Origin of the sequence: Bradyrhizobium sp. 170 (genome assembly GCF_023101085.1) — a bacterium.
In the GTDB taxonomy this organism is placed as follows: Bacteria; Pseudomonadota; Alphaproteobacteria; order Rhizobiales; family Xanthobacteraceae; genus Bradyrhizobium.
Genome location: NZ_CP064703.1, coordinates 1,640,270 through 1,661,703 on the forward strand (window position 1 = coordinate 1,640,270; position 21,434 = coordinate 1,661,703).

Below are 21,434 nucleotides of genomic sequence, written 5' to 3' on the forward strand. Positions count from 1 at the left end.
GCCATTACAGTTGCCACGCTAGCGCGGAGACGATCGTGAACGCGCTCACCGGAAGCTATCGCGCCGAGCGTCTGTTTGCGCTCGAGCAGGCACTTGCGCTTTAGGACGCCTACCACGAGAAAGCATCTGTCTGCGACGCCCCGGATCGAAGCCGTGTTGAAGGCGCGTCGGAATCGAACCGATCAGGCGAACGCTCTAGCTTACGAACGTCCGCGTGGCGCTGTTCCGTTGCTCGGAAAGGACATCACCACGCTCGACGGCCTCGGTCCTTACCTCTCGCTGAAGCTGATCGCTGAATGGGGCGACGACCTCTCCTCGTGGCGAAGTGCAAAGCATTTTACCTCCTGGCTGGGACTGGCGCCGAACGACAAGGTCTCCGGCGGCAGAATGCTCTCGTCCCGAACGCGCGGATCCGGCGGTAGGGCGGCGGCAATTCTGCGCCTTGCTGCCGTAACCGTGGGCCGTACAGACACCGCGCTCGGCGGCTTTTACAGGCGACTTTCATCGCGCGTGGGGTGCGCCTCGAGTGCAGCGCGCGTTCTTCCGCCGCTCGCCGAGCGGCGGCTTCGCCCTGATGACGTGGCACATACCGACTTTCTCGAGGCCGTACTGTCGAGCGGCGCAGAAGTTGCAAGCGTCCGTCCCTGAAAAGGTAGATACGAATCGCACCTTACCCGCAACTGGCCTTTCAGGCCACCTTCTGAGACGACGGCGGCGTAGCGACCTGACTCGGAACGCCTGCGGCCTGCATGGGCTCGGTAAGGCGTGCCTTCAGGTCGTCCAAATGGTCCTCGGCATAGGACTGCACTTTCGAGATCGCCGTATCGAGGCCGAACTGCACGGTCTGTTCGAGCATCTCCTTTGCGAGGCCCTCGCGCAGCGCGAATTTGACCTCGGGCCCAGCAACAAAGCTAATGGCCTGCCCCGCAAGATTAAGGCCAACCTCTTTCAGAGCCTGTTTCATATCACCTCCGCTAATGCCCGTATGCAGAAGGCTCAATGCTTGCGACTCGAGCTCGAGCACCATCGATATGCCATCGGCCAACTCGCCCAGTCCCGGAATGACGCCGAGCAGGCCTACTGCCGTGGCCTCCCAGTCGAGCACCTTCGAGCCCACCTTGGCTACGTCATCGACCGCATGCATGAGGACCCCGCCATTCTTCTTCGGAGACGCGACATCGGGTTGGTCGGATACCCCCATCAACATGTCTGTGACTGCATTTTGTTCAGCGGCGGTCTTGGGGACATCGGTCTTGATCTGCTGAACGGTATGGTTCGCAGGTGACATGTTGCTATAGAAGTGCCTGAAGTCGTTGTTGCTGATATTACCGGAGTCGACCGTATGCCCGCCGCCTAAATCGAAGAACTCCTGATGGGTCTTGTAGCCCGTAATCGAATTGTTTAGCAAACGGAACAAGATCGGGTCCGAGAGCAGTTGCGATGCCGCTTCTCGTATCTTCGGGTCGAGAGTCTTGTCCTCGACCATACTCGCCAACTTGTGTCGTGTCAGGTCACCGTCCCCGAAGAAGGCGTTCTGATTCTTGTTGATCGTGTCGAGCGTGTTCAGCTCGCTTTGCGTGGAATTCATCGACGAGGAGGCGACTTGCAAGAAGTCTTCCTTGTGGATTTTATCAGTCGCACCACCGCACAACTGCTTCCAGGCGTCCGGGTGCTCGAGGAAGTGTTGAGCCGCCGCGATCAGCTGAGGCGGACACTTACCGATGTCGGCTTTGCCGTCGACGATCCGCTTGAAATCGTCCAGGCTCAAATTCTTGGGCAGGTAGTCAGAATACTTGTAAAGCTCGCGCAATGCATCATTCAACGTCATGACCGATGCTTGTCCATTCGAGGTGCCGTCGGATGGAATATAGTTCTGCTCGTAGCTTTGCGCTTGCTGCTCCTGGAATGTAGCAACCTGCGAATGGCTGGCGGAAAACTCTGACAGATCCTTGGCCTTGATCTTGCCGCCGCAGCGGCCGTCCCCTTGGGAGCCAATCGCATAGAAGAGCTCTGGATCGCGTCGCAATCCTTCGATCGCCTCCTTCAGATCCGGGGGCGTCGATGGATCGCTGGCCTTGGCTGCCAGCGAGTCCCAGCTGAGTGGGCATTGGTCCTTGTGCCGGTTCAGCACTGCCACGATCTGCAACTCGGCATTGGTGAGCGTGCCGCCGTTCCACGTGATCCTAGAGCTTGGCATTGGAGTGCTCGGTACGTCAGGCGATGGAGCAGCCGTCGACGATGCGTCTGCACCAGGGGTGTCGACCGAAGAGGAATCGACCGAAGAGGAATCGACCGAGGAGGAATCGACTGAGGAAGAAAAAACCGGATCCTTCATCACCGCCTCGATCGCCGCCTTCGAGTGCGCTGACAACTGGTCCAGCGAATCCTGCGGGATCTGTCGCTCTGATTGCAGCAGATCCGGTGGCGTGGAGGGAACGTCGGATTTCTCTTCCCGCGAGCAGATGGACACCATCGCCTCGAACATCGAAGGTTCGCCTTCCCGAATCTGGCCGGGGGTCTGCGCGGATGATCCCAAGGCCGACGAAGCCCCCGGAACAAGCCCGAACAGAGCTGGATCTGCACTGGCGGGCAGCGAAACGCTGTTGAGCTGCATTAGGTTCATTTCCATTCCATTGCGGTAAATACTTGGCATCGACATCGTAAGATCGAGGCTTTCACGTTAAGGGGGCGAGCTTTCGAGAAGCTGACGACTTTTAGACGGAGCAGGACGAGCCAATGTCGGTCGTCTTAACATCCCGGAGAGGCGTCATCGTGCTCATGAAACTCATCTCCGGCTCAGAGCATGTGCAGGCACGACGCTGCTCTGACGCTTTCGCAAAGCAGGTGCCTGCGGTCGTCAGTCCCGAGTGACGATCGCTGTGGGGCCACGAAACAACATCACCACCGATTCCCGCGGTAGCATTTCCAACTGCGCGCGGTTTTGCCTCTGACTTGCCATCACACCATTGCTGATCGAGCAATGTGATGAGGTGCGTTGGGCCGGCGCCGCGATCTGGCGCTCGTCGGCATTATGTAGAGATTGAAAGTGGGGCCGAGAAATTCGCGCGGTGGCAGTCGCGGCATGTACCTGCGAATGCGCGCTCTCAGCTGGGTTCACTTGACGATAGTGAGGTTGTTCTCATTCTCGTCAGCTTCTCGACAGCTAGTCCCAGTAGCGTGAGCAATGTGAATCGCTCGGTGGTGATACCACCGTTTTGGCGGAACTGAAGTGAGAGGCACCAGATGGCCGGGGCAATCGAAGGCGTGATCCATACCAATTCTGACACTGGCAGCTCGCAGTCGGTAGCTGATCGTCAGAAGTTCGAATCGGCGTTCGGTTCGGTTCTTGCCAACGTCGCGATGCAGGCGATGGAGCGAAACATGTCAAATCTTCGCGAAGCTATAGCTGAAACAGAAGAGGATACCTGACGCCGGTTCTTCGACGTCAGTGGAGTGTTGCCATTGATGGCAGCAAAAAAACGGAAGGTGAAGCGATATGACCAAAACAAGCTCTACTAGCCCTTCTACTGGTGGTGTCCACGACTCCCATGATAGCAAGACTGATGGCAAGACTGCTAGCAAGACTGATACCAAGTCCGCGGGTCCCGGCGTCGGTAACTCGGCGACCGATAACGTTGGTGGGACGGGTACTTTCGAGAAACTGATCGACGAATTGAAGGCGGTTAACCAGCAGGCCATGGTGCAGGACATAAAGTTGCGTGCACTGACGACCGAGCTCTCGAGTGAGAGGAAGGCGGCCAGCGAGCGCGTCAACGGATAACGGTGAAAGGCGGGGCGAATCTCGCCCCGCCGTTCCCGTCGTCGGGGTGATGTGAGTGGTGCGGCCTAGGAATGAGTCGTGCGACCAATCGCCCTGCCGTGCTCCTCATAGTTCGGAGAATTGTCCGTGAATGAGGCCGCCTCCTTACATTTCGAGGTACTGTCGGGACCTTATGCTGGGCTAAGCGGGAAGGCGGCTGTCGGAACGAGTCTTATCGGTAGCGGCCTCGACGCGGATATGGTTTTCGTCGAACAAGGGCTTGAGCCGCATCACCTACGTATCACCCTCGTTGGCAATTCAATCGAGCTTGAGGCTCTTGCGACCGTAAGCACCCCAGAGGGCGAAGGGGATATCGCCGCAGGTGAGCGTGTTGTTCTTTTTCTTCCCGCCGTCATTCGTGCGGGCGCCATGTCTATTCGCTGGTCGATGCAGAATGCGATTGAGGCTCGGTCGATCAGCCTCTCGCGCGTTTGGATCTCAGCTCTCGCCCTCGTGCTCCTCAGCTTTCTTGGCGTAGGCAGTCTCTCGACGATTTTCTTCAAAGCCAGCGGAAGTGCACCGACCGGCATTGCTCCGCCTGCCGCAGAGCTTGTACCCAAGCTGGGTATGAACCGGCCTGACGATCGGCGAGCTCAGGCTGCGGCCGAAGTGCTGAAACAGGAAATTGATAAGGCGGGCCTGCTCGATATCAGGGTTGGTTCGGGGCCGGGTTTTGTTAGCGCTGAGGGAAAAGTCACGCCTGCAACCGCTGCGAAATGGCAGGAGCTCCAGCAATGGTTCGATGGTCGTACATACGGCGCGGTGACACTTGTGAACGGAGTGATCGTCAAGGAGGAAAAGCAGCCATCCTCAATCGCGATCGAAGCTGTTTCGCGCGGACCCCAGCCCTATCTGCTTGTCGGTGGGCAGAAGTATTTCGTCGGCGCTCTCTTGACCGACGGATGGGCGGTCACTCGAATCGAGGATGGGCGTGTGTTGCTAAGCCGCAATGGCCGCGTTGTTGCCGTTCCGTATTAGGCTTTCCGGGCCCGAAGGAAGGATAAGGAGATCGTCATGTCAAAGGTGTCCCGCTACGATGTCGGGCCTGGCGCTGCTTTGCAGAGACTCAGCGAGCACCATCATCAACCAGCGATAGGGCCGACCATCCAACCCAATAAAGGTGAGGCGGACGGTGCTCGTGCAAACGGCGAGAAGGAGCTGGCGTCGATCTGGGGCGAGCTGAACACGCGTTATATGCCGCTGGATGTAGCGATCGAAGCCGCATCGGGGGCCAAAGATATTGATGCAGTCGGGCGTGTCAGTCTCAACGAGATGCGCACTCGCATTTATGAGCTCGAGCAACGCGCTGGGGTGGCATCGCTCTACGGGCGCGATATCGCGCACGATCTACTCTCCTTCGTCATGCCAAGCCTTCGTCATCCAGACATGCTGCGGGCAGAGCGGTATAGCATTGTTCTGGAAGGTCTCGTCCATAAGCTGGCGGCAGCGCCTGCGGATCCAATAGCTGGGGACGGTATCGTGGTCCTACGGCAGGGACTGCACTGGCTAGCGCTGCTCCGCCAGAATCGGAATAGCTTGATCGAAGCCTAACAATGTTCAACTCCGATAGAGCGCAACGGACGACCAACGTTTCCGAATCCGATAACGTCTCACTGCGTTCAGGGCAGGAGCGCGATTTGCTCTGTACACTTTCCTATCTTCACCTTGCATGTGGGCAGAGCGCAGAATGCGTTGCTCTCTTGCGACTCATCGTCGGCAAGGACTCGCGAGATGTCGATCTATTACGGATTCTCGCCTATGCCCTCATCTTGGAAGGTCTCGGAGGTGAGGCGTTGCAGGTCATAGATAGACTGAGCACACTTGATGACGAACCCTCGGCGCGTATCTCTTTGATGCTGTTGCGTAGCCACGCCCTGCGGCGGGCCGGCCTCATAGACGAGGCGCTCGCCGCATTCCAACGCTATGTCTCGTTGCGTGACGGCACTGGCCTGATCAATCAACGATCGGAAGGTCCCCATGACCAGCGTCCTGCGTAAGATCATTGCGCGCGCGTCGGCCAGCTCCGATTTGATGGTCGCGTTGATGCTGCTTCTGACGGTCGGCATGATGATCATGCCGATCCCGATAGTGGCGATCGATACGCTCGTCGGCTTCAATCTGGGCTTCGCCATATTGCTGCTGATGGTCGCTCTCTATATTAGCACTCCACTTGATTTCTCGTCCTTGCCAGGCGTCATTCTGATTTCCACGGTATTCCGTCTGGCGCTCACCGTATCAACGACGCGGCTGATCTTGGCTGAGGGGGATGCGGGCAGCATCATTCGCACGTTCGGTGATTTCGTCATATCGGGGAATATCGTCGTCGGCATTGTCATATTTTTAGTCGTGACCATGGTGCAGTTCATCGTCGTTGCCAAGGGGGCTGAACGCGTGGCGGAGGTGGCGGCGCGGTTCACGCTCGATGCTCTGCCAGGCAAGCAGATGGGAATCGATGCGGAATTGCGCAATGGCCATATCGATCAGAACGAAGCCCGCAGCCGGCGCGCTACATTGGAGAAAGAAAGCCAGCTTTACGGGGCTATGGATGGCGCCATGAAATTCGTGAAGGGCGACGCCATCGCAGGATTGGTGGTTATCTGCGTCAACATGCTGGGCGGGATCACCATCGGCCTGCTCTCCAAGGGCATGTCTTTCCAGGCGGCGCTGCATCAATATACCCTGCTGACCATAGGTGATGCGTTAATCTCACAAATTCCCTCGCTGCTGCTCTCGATTACAGCTGCGACAATCATCACTCGTGTAAATGGGGTCGTAAGGCTCAATCTTGGGACCGACATCGTTAACCAGCTCACAGCAAACTCGCACGCATTGCGGCTGTCTGCCTGCGTCCTCATTGTAATGGGGGCTATTCCGGGTTTTCCGCTCCCTGTCTTTCTCGTCTTGGCTGCAGTCTTTGCGGCAGCGAGCTTTGCCGACGGTGGGACCCAAAGCGGCAAGAAAAGCGCTGATGTCTCTCGCCCGGCTCCCACACAGTCTAACAAGGAAATCGTGCCTGCGGAGGCGCTTCCCATCGCGTTGTTCCTTGCGTCAAGTCTGACACGGGCGATCGACAAAGAAGAATTGCAACAGCACATTGCACGCGTTTCGGGACTGATCTCGTCTGATCTCGGCATCACAATTCCGCGCATCCCCATCGAGGTCGACGAGCGCTTGCCAGACTTGCAGTACAGGGTGGATGTCGAGGGCGTGCCCGTCGAGCAGGAGTTAATTGATCCAACCCAGCTCGCACTCCACGACGATCCGGCCAACATTGAATTGAGTGGCATCCCGTTTCGGCATGACCGGGAGACGGATCAAATCTGGATTGAACAGAGCAATGCACCGGCTCTCAAAGCAGCCGGCATCGGGCACCACCGTCCCATTGAAATCCTGGCCTTGCGCGTCCATTCGGCGTTGACCCGCTATGCACAGTGCTTGGTGGGTATCCAGGAGACGCGCCAGTTGCTGGCCCGCATGGAGACGGAATATTCCGATCTGGTCAAGGAGGTGTTGCGTACGACGCCGATCCCTAAAGTAGCCGACGTCTTGCGGCGCCTCCTGGAGGAGGGTATTCCGATCCGGAACACACGACTGGTCTTGGAAGCATTGGCCGAATGGAGCGGACGTGAACAAAACGTCGTCTTGCTCACGGAACATGTTCGCTCCGGTCTGAGACGGCAAATCTGCCACCGGTATGCCAACGCACACCGCGTCGTGCCCGTCTTTATCATCGAACGTCAAACCGAGGATATCGTGCGCAGCGCGGTTCGAGAGACTGCCAAAGGACCCTACCTGGTTTTGAGCGACGAGCAAAGCGAGGCGCTGCTCTCAAAAATGCGTCAGATACATTCGAACGTAGTTCGGGGGCAGATCAAGCCCGTTATCCTTGCTTCGATGGATATACGACGCTTTGTCCGCGGCTTTCTCACCCGTAATGGGATCGATCTTGCTGTTCTATCCTATCAGGACCTTGCCTCGGACTTCACAATCCAGCCTGTTGGATCCATTACACTCGCAGCTGCAAAGGACGACAACGCCCCGTCCGAGGAACTCCGCAACACGCGCCTTGCAGCCGATTCACAGTCGCAACAGTCAATCTAAGAAGGACCGCATGAATTCACGTCGGAAGGCAGCGCGGTGGCGCTTGGGTTCATTTTGTCTGCTTTCGTGCTCGGCTCTCTTCGCCACTCTGGGGCTCTGCAGTTGCGCTAGCTGGGATAAACCAGCTCTTCAAATGCAGGAGACGCCGGCGCCAAAGTTGCTCGGTGCCAAAGATATCGATCCAGCTATGCGCGAACGCATTGAGTGCGCGATTGGCCGGACTCCTGACCAGGAGCTTTGCACGACGCGCTGAAGCAGAAAAGAAGATGAATGCAGCGGATCGGTCTTGCGTGTCGATGCGAAAGCGCTCGCATTGAGGTGCTCGTCAACGTCTGCCTGAACCTGTGACCTATATGCGAAGACAAATGCGTTAACCTCAACAACGTGGGACGCTTGGTGAGCCACAACCGCAATACAAGCAATCGCGACAGCGCGGGGTATATCCCGATCTCGCGTGACCAAATCACGTTGTCCGCGATATGGCGCAAGGTCGTGTCCCCGATGGTGGTGTAGCTCGGTAGAGCAAAGCTCCCCGGACGCGCGCTGACCTGATCGACGAACCACATCCGCGCCGTCGCAACGGTATGATCGACATTGCAGTGGGCGCTGCCATGATCGGCTGCAATGTCAAAGATCACCGGAGCTTGATCTGCCCCCGTGCCGCGCCGCCACAGCCGCACCGTGCGCGCATAGCCAGATGTCGCCGCCATATCCCGCCCATAAGAGCTCGACAGCACCAGCGTATCGGGATCAATCCATTCAGTGTCGCGCTTGGCTTCCGCAACACGAAGCTATCGCGAGCAAACGCTTTCGCGTCGATGTCGAACTCACGCAAGGTGACAGCATCGCTGCCGCGCCGCGAGAGGCTCAGCATCGTGCGTCCATGAGCCCCGGGCAGCGAGGCCGTCGCATTCAGAAGCCAGTCTTCACCCTCGCTGATAGCGAGCTGGTCGATGTCGAGCAGAACTTCCCACAACGCGGCGTTCGAAATTCGTCCAGAGTGGTTCGTCGCCAGAGGCCGCGTGGATTGTTGGCGTCCTTCCAGAAATTGTAGAGATAGCCGCCACGGCGGCTAATATATACTGTCTGATCGATCGTAAATCGAGGCCAGCGCGTCCCGCTCCCGCTCGAATGCCGCTCCGCCAAACGTCTGCAAGGTCTTGTAATTCTGCCGCTTGATAAATCTCAGCGCCCGCGCGCTTTCGATCTGTTCCAATCACCAATATGGATCATCGTCTGGAGCCGAGAGCGAGGGCTTTCCAGCCCGCCACTTTGTCTTCGCTCTTGCTGTGATTGCAGTTCACTACCTCCAGTCCTGGCATTTAGGCGCACCGTGGGTATGGCATCCGCGGTGAAGCGCCGTCTCTCGTAAGTTTCTACAACCTGACGCGACGTGAGATGCAAGGCTAGTCCTTCGACGCGGATGTCGCACGGCATCACAGTTTTAGTGGTAATGACAATACGCGCGCGGTTGGAGCGATCCCAGCGGAGCTCGACTGAAGGATTGCGGCGATGGCCCTCGCGGGTCCATCTCTGCGACGCAGCCCATTTACACCGACGCGAGCGCCATTGTGCGGGATGCTGCGGATCTTCGCGGATATCACGTCGCAGAACCAGCCGACGTTTCGAGCGAACAGTACTTAGGTTCTTGGTAGTATTCGCCTGCGTGATCAAGGCAATCGTTTCCGTCATCAAAGTCTGGTCCTCCCTGCATGTGCATTCCGGTATTCGGCAAATGTGTGTTGTGTTCGATTCCGACGCGGTCGTGTTTCAATGCACGCTTGTGTGTCGCGAAAACGACATTCCCGAAGCGAGGCAGTGGCGGCGGTTTACAGATCGAAGGAAGTTCTGTCCTATTTTATATGCGATAAGTTTGGCCTCGGCGTGGGTGGTCACGCGGACGCCATGACATAGTGAACGAATCTCCATCACGTCAGCGAAAAGCTATCGCCAACCGTGCTACTGTGACGCCAGAAAGCCCGACCTTCCAGTTCAAATTAATCAATTCGCGCTTCGCGGGCTCCTCCGTGCGACTACCACCTTTCACATCCGTAACAGCCATGACAGGATTTCTGCACTGTCAGCACGGCGAGACGAGTTAGGATCGTTGGATTGCTCTCACCCCGCGCGGCCAGAGTTAGAACCTTCTCGGCGAGGCAAGCCTTCAATGAAGACGTCCGCTTTGCTTCAGGCACCATCCGGACAGCATCCTCCAGAGCACCTCTCAGCACAGCATGCAGCTTGGTTTGAGGGGGTGGATATGACATGGCGCAAAATCCTGAAAACTTAGAATCTAACGATGAGGGCCCAGCATGTCCCAGCCTCCTGATGGTCCATCAAAACGTTTGATAACGATGTTTCGTTTTGAGGTGGCAGTCAGTGGCTCAGCTGTGCCCAAAACGAATACAATGACTAGGACCCGTTGAATGTGACAGTGGAGCTTCACAGACAGCTAAATTTTGTTCTGATCATTGCTGGGCGATCTCGACATTGACGCGACCGGAAAGTCGTGCGGCTTCGGCATTGCCGAAGGCATTCTGCCGTGGTGACGTCCAGATCAAGCTGAAGTGACGCCTGTGCTACGCGGCTTCGTCTTCGAGCCGGACGTGCAGTTGGTGTGTCCCGCGATTGAAGAGGAGTTCGGATCAGCCGAGGCCCGAACGGTCTCTACTGATGGGGCAAGCCACGTCTGTGCATACTATACTCTGGGCCAAGCCGCCGGCGATATGTGCCGGCCAAGGGCGCGTTGAGGGTGCGCTAGACACTGCCCGGTGGCGACATAGATGCGTCGGTTCGCGAGGACCTTGCCGATGAAGCGGCTGCCGCAGATCACAAGATCTAGGCCGATCCCGCTGAGGCCCAAGGCCGCGTTCCAACTTCTTATGAGCTTAAGGTGCCGCCCCTTTGCCTGTTTATTCGTTAGCGTCCGCTCGAAAACGGCTCGCCGCCTCTCGTGTGTAGAGCATAGCCGCCGCGCTCTGTTCGATCACTGAGGCGTCGGGGCAGGGCTTGCGGACGGCAGCACGGGCGTGGCGTGCGAACCGGAAACGAATCGCGCCGGCGGCCACCGCTGCTTGGAATTCATCCAGGTGGTCGATGAGCCATTCCAACGTTTGTCCACGTGTCTGTTCGGAGTCGCCGTCGCTTTGCGCTGTTGGAATTCAGGCGTGCTCGCCAGCGAGGCGAAAACTGCACATATCGGGCCGATAAGCCAGCCCGGTCACGTGGCTCCCTTGAAGATGATCTGTCGCGCCGAGGGAGGTCGCGCGGGAGCAAGTCGCTTCGCGTTTCACTGTGAAGAGAGACATCCGCAAAGCTTGCCGGCATTCCCGTCGGACTTCCGACCGACATGCCCAAGACCTGGTTCGTGGCGCTCGCGGCCCTGTCGAAGTCGGCGACGCTGCGGCGGGTGCGGCTGAATGCGACCGCGGACCGCGTGGTCGTGCCGCCCGGCCGTCCGACGGCCAAGCGCACGCCATGACGCGCATCACGATCGGTCCGCTCAACGCGTCGAGGACGATCTCGAAGTTGGCCTCGATGTCGAGAGTGGGCGGGTCATGCGCGCGGAGGTGACGGCGCCGCTGTATCGCGGCTTCGAGCAGATCCTGGTGGGGCGTCCGCCCCTCGAGGCGCTGGCGCTGGCGCCGCGGATCTGCGGCATCTGCTCGGTCTCGCAGTCGGTCGCCGCGGCAGCCGCTCTTCGCGATGCGATGGCGGCCGAGGTCGCGCCGAACGGGATTCTCGCCACCAATCTCGCGCATGCGGCGGAGAATGCCGCAGATCATCTCACGCACTTCTACATCTTCTTCATGCCGGACTTCGCTCGCGAGGCCGTGCCGCGCACGCCTGGCATGAGAGAGGCACGGGACCGTTTCGCAGCGACGCGCGGCACTGCGGCACGCGATGTCTTGCCGGCGCGGGCGCGGCTGCTCGAACCCATGGGTATCTTCGCCGGGAAATGGCCGCTTAGTCTGGCCTTCCAACCGGCGGATGTCGGCGGCCCGCTGGAGCAGGCGCTGATCGGCACCGACGTCCGCGACGCCGGCGCACGCTCGGTCGCCATCCAGCACGTCGTGCGCTCGTTCGATCCCTGGATGGTGTGCACCGCGCATTGAGTGGTCTGTCGCGCGGGGGGGGGGGGGAAACTTCGTTGTCGCCTGAAATCGAATTGTTTCCGCTTTTCTCGGTCGGGGCATGCGCGCACCGCAATTCGAGCAATTCAAATCTGCAACAATTTGGTATCACTCTACTTTCCTTACGCTCCCAGTGCTTGGCCTGCTTCTTGCTTTCCTTGGCGTCATAGACAAGTCCAAGCCGAGGCGGGAGGATTCATGGGCGCGGCGACGGAAACGTTTTACAGCGTGATCAGGCGTCAAGGTATCACGCGTCGGAGCTTTCACAAATTTTGCAGCCTGACTGCGACGAGTCTCGGCCTCGGGCCGCTGGCGGCGAGCCGCATCGCGAACGCGCTCGAGACCAAGCCCCGCGTGCCGGTGATCTGGATGCACGGCCTCGAATGCACCTGCTGTTCCGAGAGCTTCATTCGTTCCGCGCACCCGCTGGTGAAGGATGCCGTGCTCTCGATGATCTCGCTCGACTATGACGACACCATCATGGCGGCCGCAGGCCACCAGGCGGAGGCGATCCTCGAAGAGACCCGCGCCAAGCACAAAGGGCAATACATTCTCGCGGTGGAAGGCAATCCGCCGCTGAACGAAGGCGGCATGTTCTGCATCGACGGCGGCAAGCCGTTCGTCGAGAAGCTGAAGATGATGGCGGAGGATGCGATGGCGATCATCGCCTGGGGCGCTTGCGCCTCGTGGGGCTGCGTGCAGGCGGCCAAGCCCAATCCGACGCAGGCGACGCCCATCGACAAGGTCATCGCCAACAAGCCGATCATCAAAGTGCCGGGATGCCCCCCGATCGCCGAAGTGATGACCGGCGTCGTCACCTTCATCATCACTTTCGGCAAATTGCCCGAGCTCGACCGTCAGGGCCGGCCGAAGATGTTTTACTCGCAGCGCATCCACGACAAGTGCTACCGGCGGCCGCATTTCGACGCCGGCCAATTCGTCGAGGAGTGGGACGACGAGGCGGCGCGCAAGGGCTATTGTCTCTACAAGATGGGCTGCAAGGGCCCGACCACCTACAACGCCTGCTCAACCGTGCGCTGGAATGGCGGCGTCTCCTTCCCGATCCAGTCGGGTCATGGCTGCATCGGCTGCTCGGAAGACGGATTCTGGGACAAGGGTTCGTTCTACGACCGTCTCACCAACATCAAGCAGTTCGGCATCGAGAAGAACGCCGACCAGATCGGCATGGTGGCGGCCGGAGCCGTCGGTGCGGCAGTCGCCGCGCATGCAGCGGTGACCGCGGTGAAGCGGCTCGCCGGCAAGCGCGAAGACGCGCACCACACCAGCTAAGCGCCAAAGAGATCCAAGGGTAAGAAAATCATGGGTATCCAGGCTCCCAACGGCTTCAATCTCGACAATTCCGGCAAGCGCATCGTCGTCGATCCGGTGACCCGTATCGAAGGTCACATGCGGGTCGAGGTCAATGTCGACGCCGACAACGTCATCCGAAACGCAGTCTCCACCGGCACGATGTGGCGCGGGATCGAGGTGATCCTGAAGAACCGCGATCCCCGCGACGCCTGGGCGTTCACGGAACGGATCTGCGGCGTCTGCACCGGCACGCACGCGCTGACGTCGGTGCGCGCGGTCGAGAACGCGCTCGGGATCACCATTCCGGAGAACGCCAATTCGATCCGCAATCTGATGCAGCTTGCCTTGCAGGTGCACGACCACGTCGTTCACTTCTATCACCTGCACGCGCTGGATTGGGTCGATTTGGTCTCCGCGCTTTCGGCCGACCCGCGGGCAACCTCGACGCTCGCGCAGTCGATCTCGAGCTGGCCGCTGTCGTCGCCAGGTTACTTCAAGGACCTGCAAACCCGTCTCAAGAAGTTCTTCGAGTCGGGGCAGTTGGGGCCCTTCAAAAACGGCTATTGGGGCAGCAAGGCCTACAAGCTGCCGCCTGAGGCCAATCTGATGGCGGTCGCGCACTATCTGGAGGCGCTCGATTTCCAGAAGGAGATCGTCAAGATCCACACCATCTTCGGCGGCAAGAATCCGCATCCGAACTGGCTCGTGGGCGGCGTGCCCTGTCCGATCAACGTCGACGGCACGGGCGCGGTCGGTGCCATCAACATCGAGCGCCTGAACCTGATCTCGTCGATCATCGATCGCCTGATCGAGTTCAACGAGCAGGTCTACCTGCCCGACGTGGCGGCGATCGGTTCGTTCTACAAGGACTGGCTCTACGGCGGCGGTCTTTCCGGCAAGAGCGTACTCTCTTATGGCGACGTGCCGGAACACGCCAACGACTACTCCTCCAAGAGCCTGAAGCTGCCGCGGGGCGCCATCATAAACGGCAATCTCTCGGAGGTGCTTCCCGTCGATCATGCCAACCCCGATGAGATCCAGGAGTTCGTGGTTCACTCCTGGTACAAATATCCCGACGAAACCAAGGGACTGCATCCCTGGGACGGCGTGACCGAGCCGAACTACGTGCTGGGGCCCAATGCGAAAGGCACCAAGACCGCGATCGAGCAGCTCGATGAGGGCGGAAAATATTCATGGATCAAGGCGCCGCGCTGGCGGGGTCACGCCATGGAGGTCGGCCCGCTGGCGCGTTGGGTGGTGGGCTATGCGCAGAACAAGGCCGAGTTCAAGGATCCTGTCGACAAGTTCCTGAAGGATATGAACCTTCCGCTGTCGGCGCTATTCTCGACGCTCGGTCGCACGACGGCGCGCGCGCTGGAGTCGGTCTGGGCCGGACGACAAATGCGCTACTTCCAGGACAAGCTCGTCGCCAACATCAAGGCCGGCGACAGCTCGACCGCGAACGTCGACAAGTGGAAGCCGGAGAGCTGGCCGAAGGAGGCCAAGGGGTTTGGCTTCACCGAGGCGCCGCGCGGCGCGCTCGCGCACTGGATCAAGATCAAGGAAACCAAGATCGACAACTACCAGTGCGTGGTGCCGACCACCTGGAACGGCTCACCGCGCGATCGGCAAGGGAACATCGGTGCATTCGAGGCCTCGCTGATGAACACCCCGATGGTCAATCCCGAGCAGCCTTTGGAGATCCTGCGCACGATCCATTCCTTCGATCCGTGCCTGGCCTGCTCCACGCATGTCATGAGTCCGGACGGCCAGGAAATGGCCAGCGTCAAGATCAGGTGAAGCAGGGGGAAACGCCATGATGGATGTAGCTGCACGTCCGGCGGAAGCCGAGCCGGACCTCTCCGCGATAGCGGCCGATGCGGCCGGCGAACACGGGGTCGGCCGTCCCGCCGTCTATGTCTACGAAGCGCCGGTGCGGATCTGCCATTGGGTGAACGCGTTCTCGATCATCGTGCTGATGGTGACCGGTTATCTGATCGGAACGCCATTGCCGTCGGTCCAGGGCGAGGCCTCGGCGAACTTCGTGATGGGCTATATCCGCTTTGCCCATTTCGCGGCGGGGCAGGTGCTGGCGGTGTTCTTCCTTGCCCGCATTCTGTGGGCCTTCGTCGGAAATCAGCATTCCCGGCAGATTTTCTATCTGCCGGTGCATCGCAAGCACTTCTGGAAGGAAGTGCTGCATGAAATCCGCTGGTATGCGTTCCTGGAGCACGAGCCGAAGATGTATGTCGGCCACAACCCGCTGGCGCGGACCGCGATGTTCACGGGCTTCACGCTGTTCGTGGCGTTCATGATTGTTACCGGCTTTGCGCTCTATTCGGAAGGTGCGGGCATCGACAGTTGGCAGCACAAGCTGTTCGGCTGGGTGTTCGCGATCTGGCCGAACAGCCAGGACGTTCACACCTGGCATCATCTCGGCATGTGGGCGCTGGTCGCGTTCGTGATGGTGCACATCTACGCCGCGGTCCGTGAGGACATCATGTCGCGCCAGAGCATCATCTCCTCGATGATCTCCGGCGAGCGGCATTCCGCGACTGAGAAACTGGAATGATACCGATGCCGACATCTTCGCAAGCAAACCGCATCCTGGTGCTCGGCATCGGCAACATCCTGTGGGCCGACGAAGGCTTTGGCGTGCGCGCGGTGGAGGAATTCCACCGCCGCTACGCCGTGCCCGACAACGTCACCATTCTCGACGGCGGCACGCAGGGGCTCTACCTCGTGAACTACCTGGAGGATGCGGATCGTTTGATCGTGTTCGACGCGATCGACTATGGGCTCGAGCCCGGGCAGTTGAAGCTCGTTCGCGACGACGAGGTGCCGCGTTTCACCGGCGCCAAGAAGATGAGCTTGCACCAGACCGGCTTCCAGGAGGTCATCAGCGCGGCCGACCTGCTTGGCCGTTGTCCGCGACATCTCGTATTGATCGGCTGCCAGCCGCTCGACCTCGAGGATTGGGGTGGGCCGCTGACGAAGCCGGTGCGCGATCAGATCGCGCCGGCGCTCGAGCTTGGTTGCGAGATCCTGGCCGAATGGGGCGCCGAGGTGATGCCGCGCACCGCGCCGTTGACAGAATCGGAGCGGCTGCTCGCCAACGACATCGATCATCAGCATTACGAGGTGAGGGGGCGGCCGGCCTGACCGGCTGCACCGTCGGAGATCCGCCATGTGCCTCGGCTTGCCGATGACGATCGTTGAGACTGACGGGATATCGGCGCTGTGCGAGTTCCGAGGCGAGCAGCGGCGCGTTTCGATGCTGCTGCTCTCGAACCCGCCGGCCGGTGCCAGGGTGCTGGTCTTTATCGACACCGCGGTTCGGCTTCTGCATGAGGCCGAGGCGCGCCTGATCGGCGCCGCGATCGACGGTCTGGGCGCAGCGATCAATGGCGAGGATTGCGATCGCTTCTTCGCCGACCTCATTGACCGCGAGCCGCAACTGCCCGAGCATCTCCGGCTTGATTAGGGCGGCAGCCCGCTCCGCGAGAGCCCGCGTCCTCGCTGGAGGATAAATTTCTATCTGCTAAGTTCATTTTCATCCGATATGGAAATTAGCTTTCCGTCTTGGGATTGATGCATCTCCTGTCGTGGAAATATATGATTCAAATCAACTGGATAAATCAGGAAGGTGATAACCGTCCTTGGCACGTACCTTGCTGATCCCTATTCCCAGCAGAATCATAAGCTTGTCAGGGGAGGTCTGATGAAATTCCAGCAGGGAAGGCAGGATCTGGCCCGGCGTGGCTTGCCGGAGGTGGATGCTGCGACGGTCGATCGTTTTCTGAATACGACCGACGAGGCCGACGCCATCGCCGTGTTGCTGTCGGCGGGAGACCCCGCGCGTTTTCCGGAGGCGATCGACGTCGCGGTCGTGCTGCCGGAGCTGATCGAGGCATTCAAGGGTCGGTTGCGTGCCGCGGTGATCGCCCGCGGTGCCGAGAGCGAACTCGGCCAGCGTTTTGGCGTGCGCGTGCAGCCGACGCTGATCTTCGTCGCCAAGGGCGAGACACTCGGGCTGATCGCGAAGATCCAGGACTGGTCGATCTATGTCGACCGCATCACCAAGCTGATCGACCGTCCGCGCGGCACGAGCGCCGTTGTCATGACAACCATCGTTCCCCAGCACCGCCAAGGTGTCGAACTATGAAAGCGGGTTTCTGGACTGCGCCCGAGGGCGCGGAGCAGCCGATCAAAGTGTTTCCGATCGGCGATGAGAGCCTGAACGCGACGAGCGGCAGCCTGACCGCGGCCGGTGCCTTGGCCAAGCTTGCCACGCTCGACAGCGCGGAACTCGCCAGGATCTGCCCGAACGCCATCGAGCTGTTGTCGAAGGTGGCCGCAGCGATCGCGAGCCAGAAGGCCGGCATGCCAACGCAACTGTTCCGGCTTGGCAATCTCAACGATCTCGAGCGCAAGCTGATTGTCGACGTGATGGGCGAGGGCGAAGTGGCCGCCGTCGTTGCGCTGCCCGATGGATCGTTCGCGCAGATCCAGGAATCTGTGCTGGCCGGGATCTGGCGCGTGCGGCTCGAGAGCGACGCCAATCACGAATATCTTGAGGTCGGGCCGATCCCGGAGATCGTGAAGCGCGCCGCTGCCGATCTCACGGCTGCGGATTTCGAGATCGGGCAGGCCCCCGAAGGTGCCATGAACGTGCTGCCGGTGCTTGCGGAAATCCGCGAGCGGGCGCTCGCATGGCGGCCGGGCATCCGCTCGCAGATCATCAATTTCACGCTGCTGCCGATGAGCCCGGTCGACATGAGCTTTCTCCAGGACACGATCAAGAACGGGCCGATCCAACTGGTTTCTCGCGGCTATGGTACCTGCCGGGTGCTCTCCACGGGCATCCGCAATGTCTGGTCGGTGCAGTTCTTCAACGCCATGGACACCATCATCCTCGATACGCTGGAGGTCGGCGGCGTGCCGACGGTGGCGATTGCGGCTGACGAGGACTTCGACGACTCGGCTGAGCGGCTTCAGGAGATCATCGAGGCCTATTTCAAATGAGCGGGTTCGAGAATTTTGGCGTGCGCCAGGACGTCGCCGATGTCACGCGGCTGGAATGCAGCATCTGCTGGACGGTCTATGATCCCACCGATGGCGACGGGGTGGCACAGATCGCGCCCGGCACTTCGTTCGCGGCGTTGCCGGAAGACTGGCGCTGCCCGAACTGCGACTCTCCAAAATCCAAGTTCACGGCGATCGAGTCATGACGGCTGATGCGCAAATTCCTGCCAGCGACGCCGACGCCGAAGCGTGGGGCGAGCTCTTGGCAGGAAGCCATCGGGAGATCGGCGAGCGCGCGATGCGCGATCTGCCGATCTACAACGACGCGCTCGGCGTCGAAGCGGTCGGTTTCCGCTGGTTCAACGGCACGACCATCGGCATCATGGTCACGCCCTGGTTCATGAACGTGGTGATGCCGGCGAGCGCGATCGCGCGGGATACGTCGGGCTCGAGCCTGCGAATCCGCTTCCCTGCGGGCGATATCGAATTCACCCTCAGCGAGGTCGGACAAATGGGCCTGATCGCGAGCTGCTCGCTGTTCTCGCCGATGTTCCAGTTCGCGGACATGGTCGCCGCGCGGGCGACGGCCGAAGCGACCCTCGCCGAGCTGATGCTGCCGGCCGACAGCGAGGAGGCGGTCCGTCGTCGCGAGCCCGCAACAAGCCCGATCGATCGGCGTAACTTCCTGCGCGGTGTTCTAACGGAGCGGTGCGGATGAGCCTGGCCTTCCGCAACGAGATCGACATCACGGTGTGGCTCGCCGGCGGCACGATCGCCGACGTCGCGATCCGGCCGCGCAGCCGGCCGCCGTTGACGCGCTTGTTCGCGGGAAAGCCGGCCTCGTCACTGCCGTCGGTGCTGCCGCGTCTGTTCTCCCTGTGCTCGATGGCGCATCAGGTAGCTTTCCTGTCCGCGGTCGAGGCGGCGCGGGGCGAGGATGCCAGTCTCGAGATCGAGCACGGTCGCGTCGTCGCTGTCGTCGCCGAACGCCTGACCGAATTGTTACGCGGCCTGTTCGTTGGCCGTCTCACGCTTGACGGCGCCGGCGCCGCAGCCGTTCGTGCCATGATGGAGGCCACGGCCGTTCTGGGTGGCAGCATCCCCGAGCGCGGGGAGGCGGTCTCGCGCCGCGAGGCGGTGGCGAAGATCAGGGCATCGCTCGCCGCGCTCGGGATCGCGAGCGAGGAGCAAACCCCCGGGGCCGGCAGCGCGCTGGCGGTACATCTTGCGAATTTCGATGGCGATGCCTTGCTGCCGCCGGTGGTCGAACAGTCATTCCTGTCGGCAGCCGACGATCTCGAAATCGTCATGCGGCTGCTTGCCGATGGCGCGATATTCTCCGATGCGCCTGATCTCCATGGCCGGATTCCGGAGACCGGCGTCTGGGCGCGGCGGGTTGGGCGTGAGCCGATCCTGCCGCCGGGCGCGGGACCCGCCGAGCGTCTGAAGGCGCGAATCGCGGAAGTGGCGCGGCTCTGCGCCTTCCTCGAGGCGGACGATGGGACAGTCGAGGACGGTGTCCTCCAGAGCTACCGGGTGGGGACCGGCAGAGGCGCGGGTGCCGTCGAATGCGCGCGGGGCCGGCTCTATCATGCCGTCGAGCTCGACGATGAAGACCGCATCGTCCGCTTCGAATTCTTGGCGCCGACGGAGTGGAATTTCCATGCCCGCGGGCCGTTGGTTCGCAGCCTCCAGGGCTCCGTTCTCGCCGGGGGCCGGCAGGGGCTGGATGCGGTCCGCACGCTCGTCGGCTCGTTCGATCCGTGCGTCGGCTTCAGCCTCAGCTTCCGCGAGATCGGCCATGCATGAGATGGCGCTGTGCGAGGGAATCATCGAGATTATCCAGGAGGAGTCGCGCAAGCACGCCTTCGCTAGGGTGAACGTCGTGTGCCTGGAGATCGGTGCGCTCAGCCATGTTGCGCCTGAGGCGATGAAGTTCTGCTTCGAGGCCGTCGCCGCGCGCACCATTGCGCAAGGAGCAAGGCTCGAGATCGTCGAGACGCCGGGAGCGGCCTGGTGCATGGCCTGCTCCAAAGGCGTCGAGATCAAGCAGCGCTATGAGCCGTGTCCGTCCTGCGGCAGCTATCAATTGCAGGTGACCGGCGGCGAAGAGATGCGCGTGAGGGAGCTGGAGGTCGACTGATGTGCACGGTATGCGGTTGCAGCGATGCCAAAGCGTCCATCGAACACACCCATGATCATTCCCATGATCATTCCCATGGGCACGATCATTCGCATCATCATGGGCACAGCCACGACCATCACCATCATCATGATCACGCGCCCGGCGATGGCGGGCTGGTCGATTGCAGCGCCAACCCGGCAGGCCAGCAGATCGCCGGCATGAGCAGCGACCGCATCATCCAGGTCGAGCGCGACATTCTCGGCAAGAATAATCGGCTTGCCGCCGACAACCGCGCGCGCTTCCGCACCGACGACGTGCTCGTCTTCAACCTGGTCTCGAGCCCCGGCGCCGGAAAAACCTCGCTTCTGGTTCGCGCCGTGTCCGAGCTGAAGGACAGCTTTCCGATTGGCGTGATCGAAGGCGATCAACAGACCTCCAACGATGCCGAACGGATCCGCTCGACCGGCGTGCCGGCGATCCAGGTCAATACCGGCAAGGGCTGCCATCTCGATGCCGCCATGGTCGGCGAAGCCTATGACCGCTTGTCCTGGCTTAACGGCGGCATCCTCTTCATCGAGAACGTCGGTAATCTCGTCTGTCCCGCGGCGTTCGATCTCGGCGAGGCCTGCAAGATCGTGGTGTTCTCGACCACGGAAGGCGAGGACAAGCCGCTGAAATATCCGGACATGTTCGCAGCCTCCTCTCTGATGCTGATCAACAAGATCGATCTTGCGCCCGTACTCGACTTCGATCTTGCAAGGACGATCGAATATGCGCGCCGGGTCAGTCCGAAGATTGAGGTTTTGACGGTGTCGGCGTGCACCGGTGAGGGTTTTGCGGCATTCTATGCCTGGATTCGCAAGCGGGTTGCACAGATGAAGCCGACCGAGATGGCCGTGTCGGGATGAGCATGAGAGGC

At 60.4% G+C, this 21,434-nt stretch carries 22 protein-coding genes and 2 pseudogenes; 21 read left to right on the forward strand and 3 right to left on the reverse strand.

The window, feature by feature from the left end; genetic code table 11:
* Positions 1-228 precede the first annotated feature (228 nt).
* Positions 229-648 carry a transposase gene (locus IVB05_RS07865; RefSeq protein WP_026233566.1) on the forward strand — a complete coding sequence of 140 codons (420 nt, stop codon included), beginning with the start codon at positions 229-231 and terminating at the stop codon, positions 646-648.
* Positions 649-688: 40 nt separating this feature from the next.
* Here the strand turns inward: IVB05_RS07865 and IVB05_RS07870 are convergent, their stop codons facing one another.
* Positions 689-2,614: an HrpF/NolX family T3SS translocon protein gene (locus IVB05_RS07870; RefSeq protein ID WP_247783779.1), complete on the reverse strand. Its 1,926-nt coding sequence runs from the start codon at positions 2,612-2,614 to the stop codon at positions 689-691.
* A gap of 629 nt (positions 2,615-3,243) precedes the next feature.
* On the opposite strand from IVB05_RS07870, the gene IVB05_RS07875 reads away from it, so the two are divergent.
* The 6 genes from IVB05_RS07875 to sctV all read left to right on the forward strand — a co-directional run bounded on the left by IVB05_RS07875 (position 3,244) and on the right by sctV (position 7,921).
* Positions 3,244-3,429: a hypothetical protein gene (locus tag IVB05_RS07875; RefSeq protein WP_247290861.1), complete on the forward strand. Its 186-nt coding sequence runs from the start codon at positions 3,244-3,246 to the stop codon at positions 3,427-3,429.
* 67 nt (positions 3,430-3,496) lie between these two features.
* On the forward strand, positions 3,497-3,781 hold the full coding sequence (locus IVB05_RS07880) for a hypothetical protein (RefSeq protein ID WP_247344795.1): 285 nt from the start codon (positions 3,497-3,499) through the stop codon (positions 3,779-3,781).
* Positions 3,782-3,907: 126 nt separating this feature from the next.
* Positions 3,908-4,798, forward strand: a complete 891-nt coding sequence (locus IVB05_RS07885; protein ID WP_247783780.1) for an FHA domain-containing protein — start codon at positions 3,908-3,910, stop codon at positions 4,796-4,798.
* Positions 4,799-4,834: 36 nt separating this feature from the next.
* Complete coding sequence (locus tag IVB05_RS07890) at positions 4,835-5,371, forward strand: hypothetical protein (RefSeq protein ID WP_247391128.1); 537 nt, start codon at positions 4,835-4,837, stop codon at positions 5,369-5,371.
* Between the two features lie 2 nt (positions 5,372-5,373).
* Positions 5,374-5,817 carry a histidine kinase gene (locus IVB05_RS07895; RefSeq protein WP_247783781.1) on the forward strand — a complete coding sequence of 148 codons (444 nt, stop codon included), beginning with the start codon at positions 5,374-5,376 and terminating at the stop codon, positions 5,815-5,817.
* Positions 5,798-7,921: a type III secretion system export apparatus subunit SctV gene (sctV, locus tag IVB05_RS07900; protein WP_247783782.1), complete on the forward strand. Its 2,124-nt coding sequence runs from the start codon at positions 5,798-5,800 to the stop codon at positions 7,919-7,921. The genes IVB05_RS07895 and sctV overlap by 20 nt, the downstream gene beginning before the upstream one ends.
* A gap of 634 nt (positions 7,922-8,555) precedes the next feature.
* Here sctV and IVB05_RS07905 read toward each other — a convergent pair.
* Together IVB05_RS07905 and IVB05_RS07910 are read right to left on the reverse strand one after the other, a co-directional pair.
* On the reverse strand, positions 8,556-8,897 hold the full coding sequence (locus IVB05_RS07905; protein ID WP_247783783.1) for a hypothetical protein: 342 nt from the start codon (positions 8,895-8,897) through the stop codon (positions 8,556-8,558).
* Positions 8,898-10,833: 1,936 nt separating this feature from the next.
* A complete protein-coding gene (locus IVB05_RS07910) occupies positions 10,834-11,031 on the reverse strand; it encodes a hypothetical protein (RefSeq protein ID WP_247783784.1) in 198 nt (65 codons plus the stop codon).
* A gap of 197 nt (positions 11,032-11,228) precedes the next feature.
* Here IVB05_RS07910 and IVB05_RS07915 point away from each other — a divergent pair.
* From IVB05_RS07915 to hypB, 14 genes and pseudogenes are all read left to right on the forward strand, one after another.
* Positions 11,229-11,402 (forward strand): annotated as a pseudogene (locus IVB05_RS07915) (HupU protein); the annotation flags it as partial.
* A pseudogene (locus IVB05_RS07920) lies at positions 11,399-11,907 on the forward strand (nickel-dependent hydrogenase large subunit); the annotation flags it as partial. The pseudogenes IVB05_RS07915 and IVB05_RS07920, both read left to right, overlap by 4 nt.
* A gap of 345 nt (positions 11,908-12,252) precedes the next feature.
* Positions 12,253-13,344 carry a hydrogenase small subunit gene (locus IVB05_RS07925; RefSeq protein WP_247511866.1) on the forward strand — a complete coding sequence of 364 codons (1,092 nt, stop codon included), beginning with the start codon at positions 12,253-12,255 and terminating at the stop codon, positions 13,342-13,344.
* A gap of 30 nt (positions 13,345-13,374) precedes the next feature.
* Positions 13,375-15,165 (forward strand): nickel-dependent hydrogenase large subunit, encoded by a 1,791-nt coding sequence (locus IVB05_RS07930; RefSeq protein WP_247783785.1) that lies wholly within the window; start codon positions 13,375-13,377, stop codon positions 15,163-15,165.
* A gap of 16 nt (positions 15,166-15,181) precedes the next feature.
* Complete coding sequence (gene cybH, locus IVB05_RS07935; protein WP_247783786.1) at positions 15,182-15,937, forward strand: Ni/Fe-hydrogenase, b-type cytochrome subunit; 756 nt, start codon at positions 15,182-15,184, stop codon at positions 15,935-15,937.
* A 5-nt stretch (positions 15,938-15,942) separates the two neighbouring features.
* Positions 15,943-16,527 (forward strand): HyaD/HybD family hydrogenase maturation endopeptidase, encoded by a 585-nt coding sequence (locus tag IVB05_RS07940; RefSeq protein WP_247783787.1) that lies wholly within the window; start codon positions 15,943-15,945, stop codon positions 16,525-16,527.
* A 25-nt stretch (positions 16,528-16,552) separates the two neighbouring features.
* Entirely contained in the window at positions 16,553-16,849 is a 297-nt protein-coding gene (locus tag IVB05_RS07945; protein WP_247511870.1) for a HypC/HybG/HupF family hydrogenase formation chaperone, read from the forward strand.
* Between the two features lie 237 nt (positions 16,850-17,086).
* The gene (locus IVB05_RS07950) at positions 17,087-17,530 is read left to right on the forward strand and encodes a hydrogenase accessory protein (protein ID WP_247783788.1); all 444 of its coding nucleotides are present in this window, start codon (positions 17,087-17,089) and stop codon (positions 17,528-17,530) included.
* Complete coding sequence (locus tag IVB05_RS07955; protein WP_247783789.1) at positions 17,527-18,390, forward strand: hydrogenase expression/formation protein; 864 nt, start codon at positions 17,527-17,529, stop codon at positions 18,388-18,390. The genes IVB05_RS07950 and IVB05_RS07955 overlap by 4 nt, the downstream gene beginning before the upstream one ends.
* Positions 18,387-18,596 (forward strand): rubredoxin, encoded by a 210-nt coding sequence (locus IVB05_RS07960; protein WP_247783790.1) that lies wholly within the window; start codon positions 18,387-18,389, stop codon positions 18,594-18,596. Before IVB05_RS07955 ends, IVB05_RS07960 begins: the two co-directional genes overlap by 4 nt.
* Positions 18,593-19,108 (forward strand): [NiFe]-hydrogenase assembly chaperone HybE, encoded by a 516-nt coding sequence (gene hybE, locus IVB05_RS07965; protein ID WP_247783791.1) that lies wholly within the window; start codon positions 18,593-18,595, stop codon positions 19,106-19,108. Before IVB05_RS07960 ends, hybE begins: the two co-directional genes overlap by 4 nt.
* The gene (locus tag IVB05_RS07970; RefSeq protein ID WP_247783792.1) at positions 19,105-20,199 is read left to right on the forward strand and encodes a nickel-dependent hydrogenase large subunit; all 1,095 of its coding nucleotides are present in this window, start codon (positions 19,105-19,107) and stop codon (positions 20,197-20,199) included. The genes hybE and IVB05_RS07970 overlap by 4 nt, the downstream gene beginning before the upstream one ends.
* Positions 20,192-20,533 (forward strand): hydrogenase maturation nickel metallochaperone HypA, encoded by a 342-nt coding sequence (gene hypA / locus IVB05_RS07975; protein WP_247511875.1) that lies wholly within the window; start codon positions 20,192-20,194, stop codon positions 20,531-20,533. The genes IVB05_RS07970 and hypA overlap by 8 nt, the downstream gene beginning before the upstream one ends.
* Entirely contained in the window at positions 20,533-21,423 is an 891-nt protein-coding gene (hypB, locus tag IVB05_RS07980; protein WP_247783793.1) for a hydrogenase nickel incorporation protein HypB, read from the forward strand. The genes hypA and hypB overlap by 1 nt, the downstream gene beginning before the upstream one ends.
* The last annotated feature ends 11 nt before the right edge of the window (positions 21,424-21,434 follow it).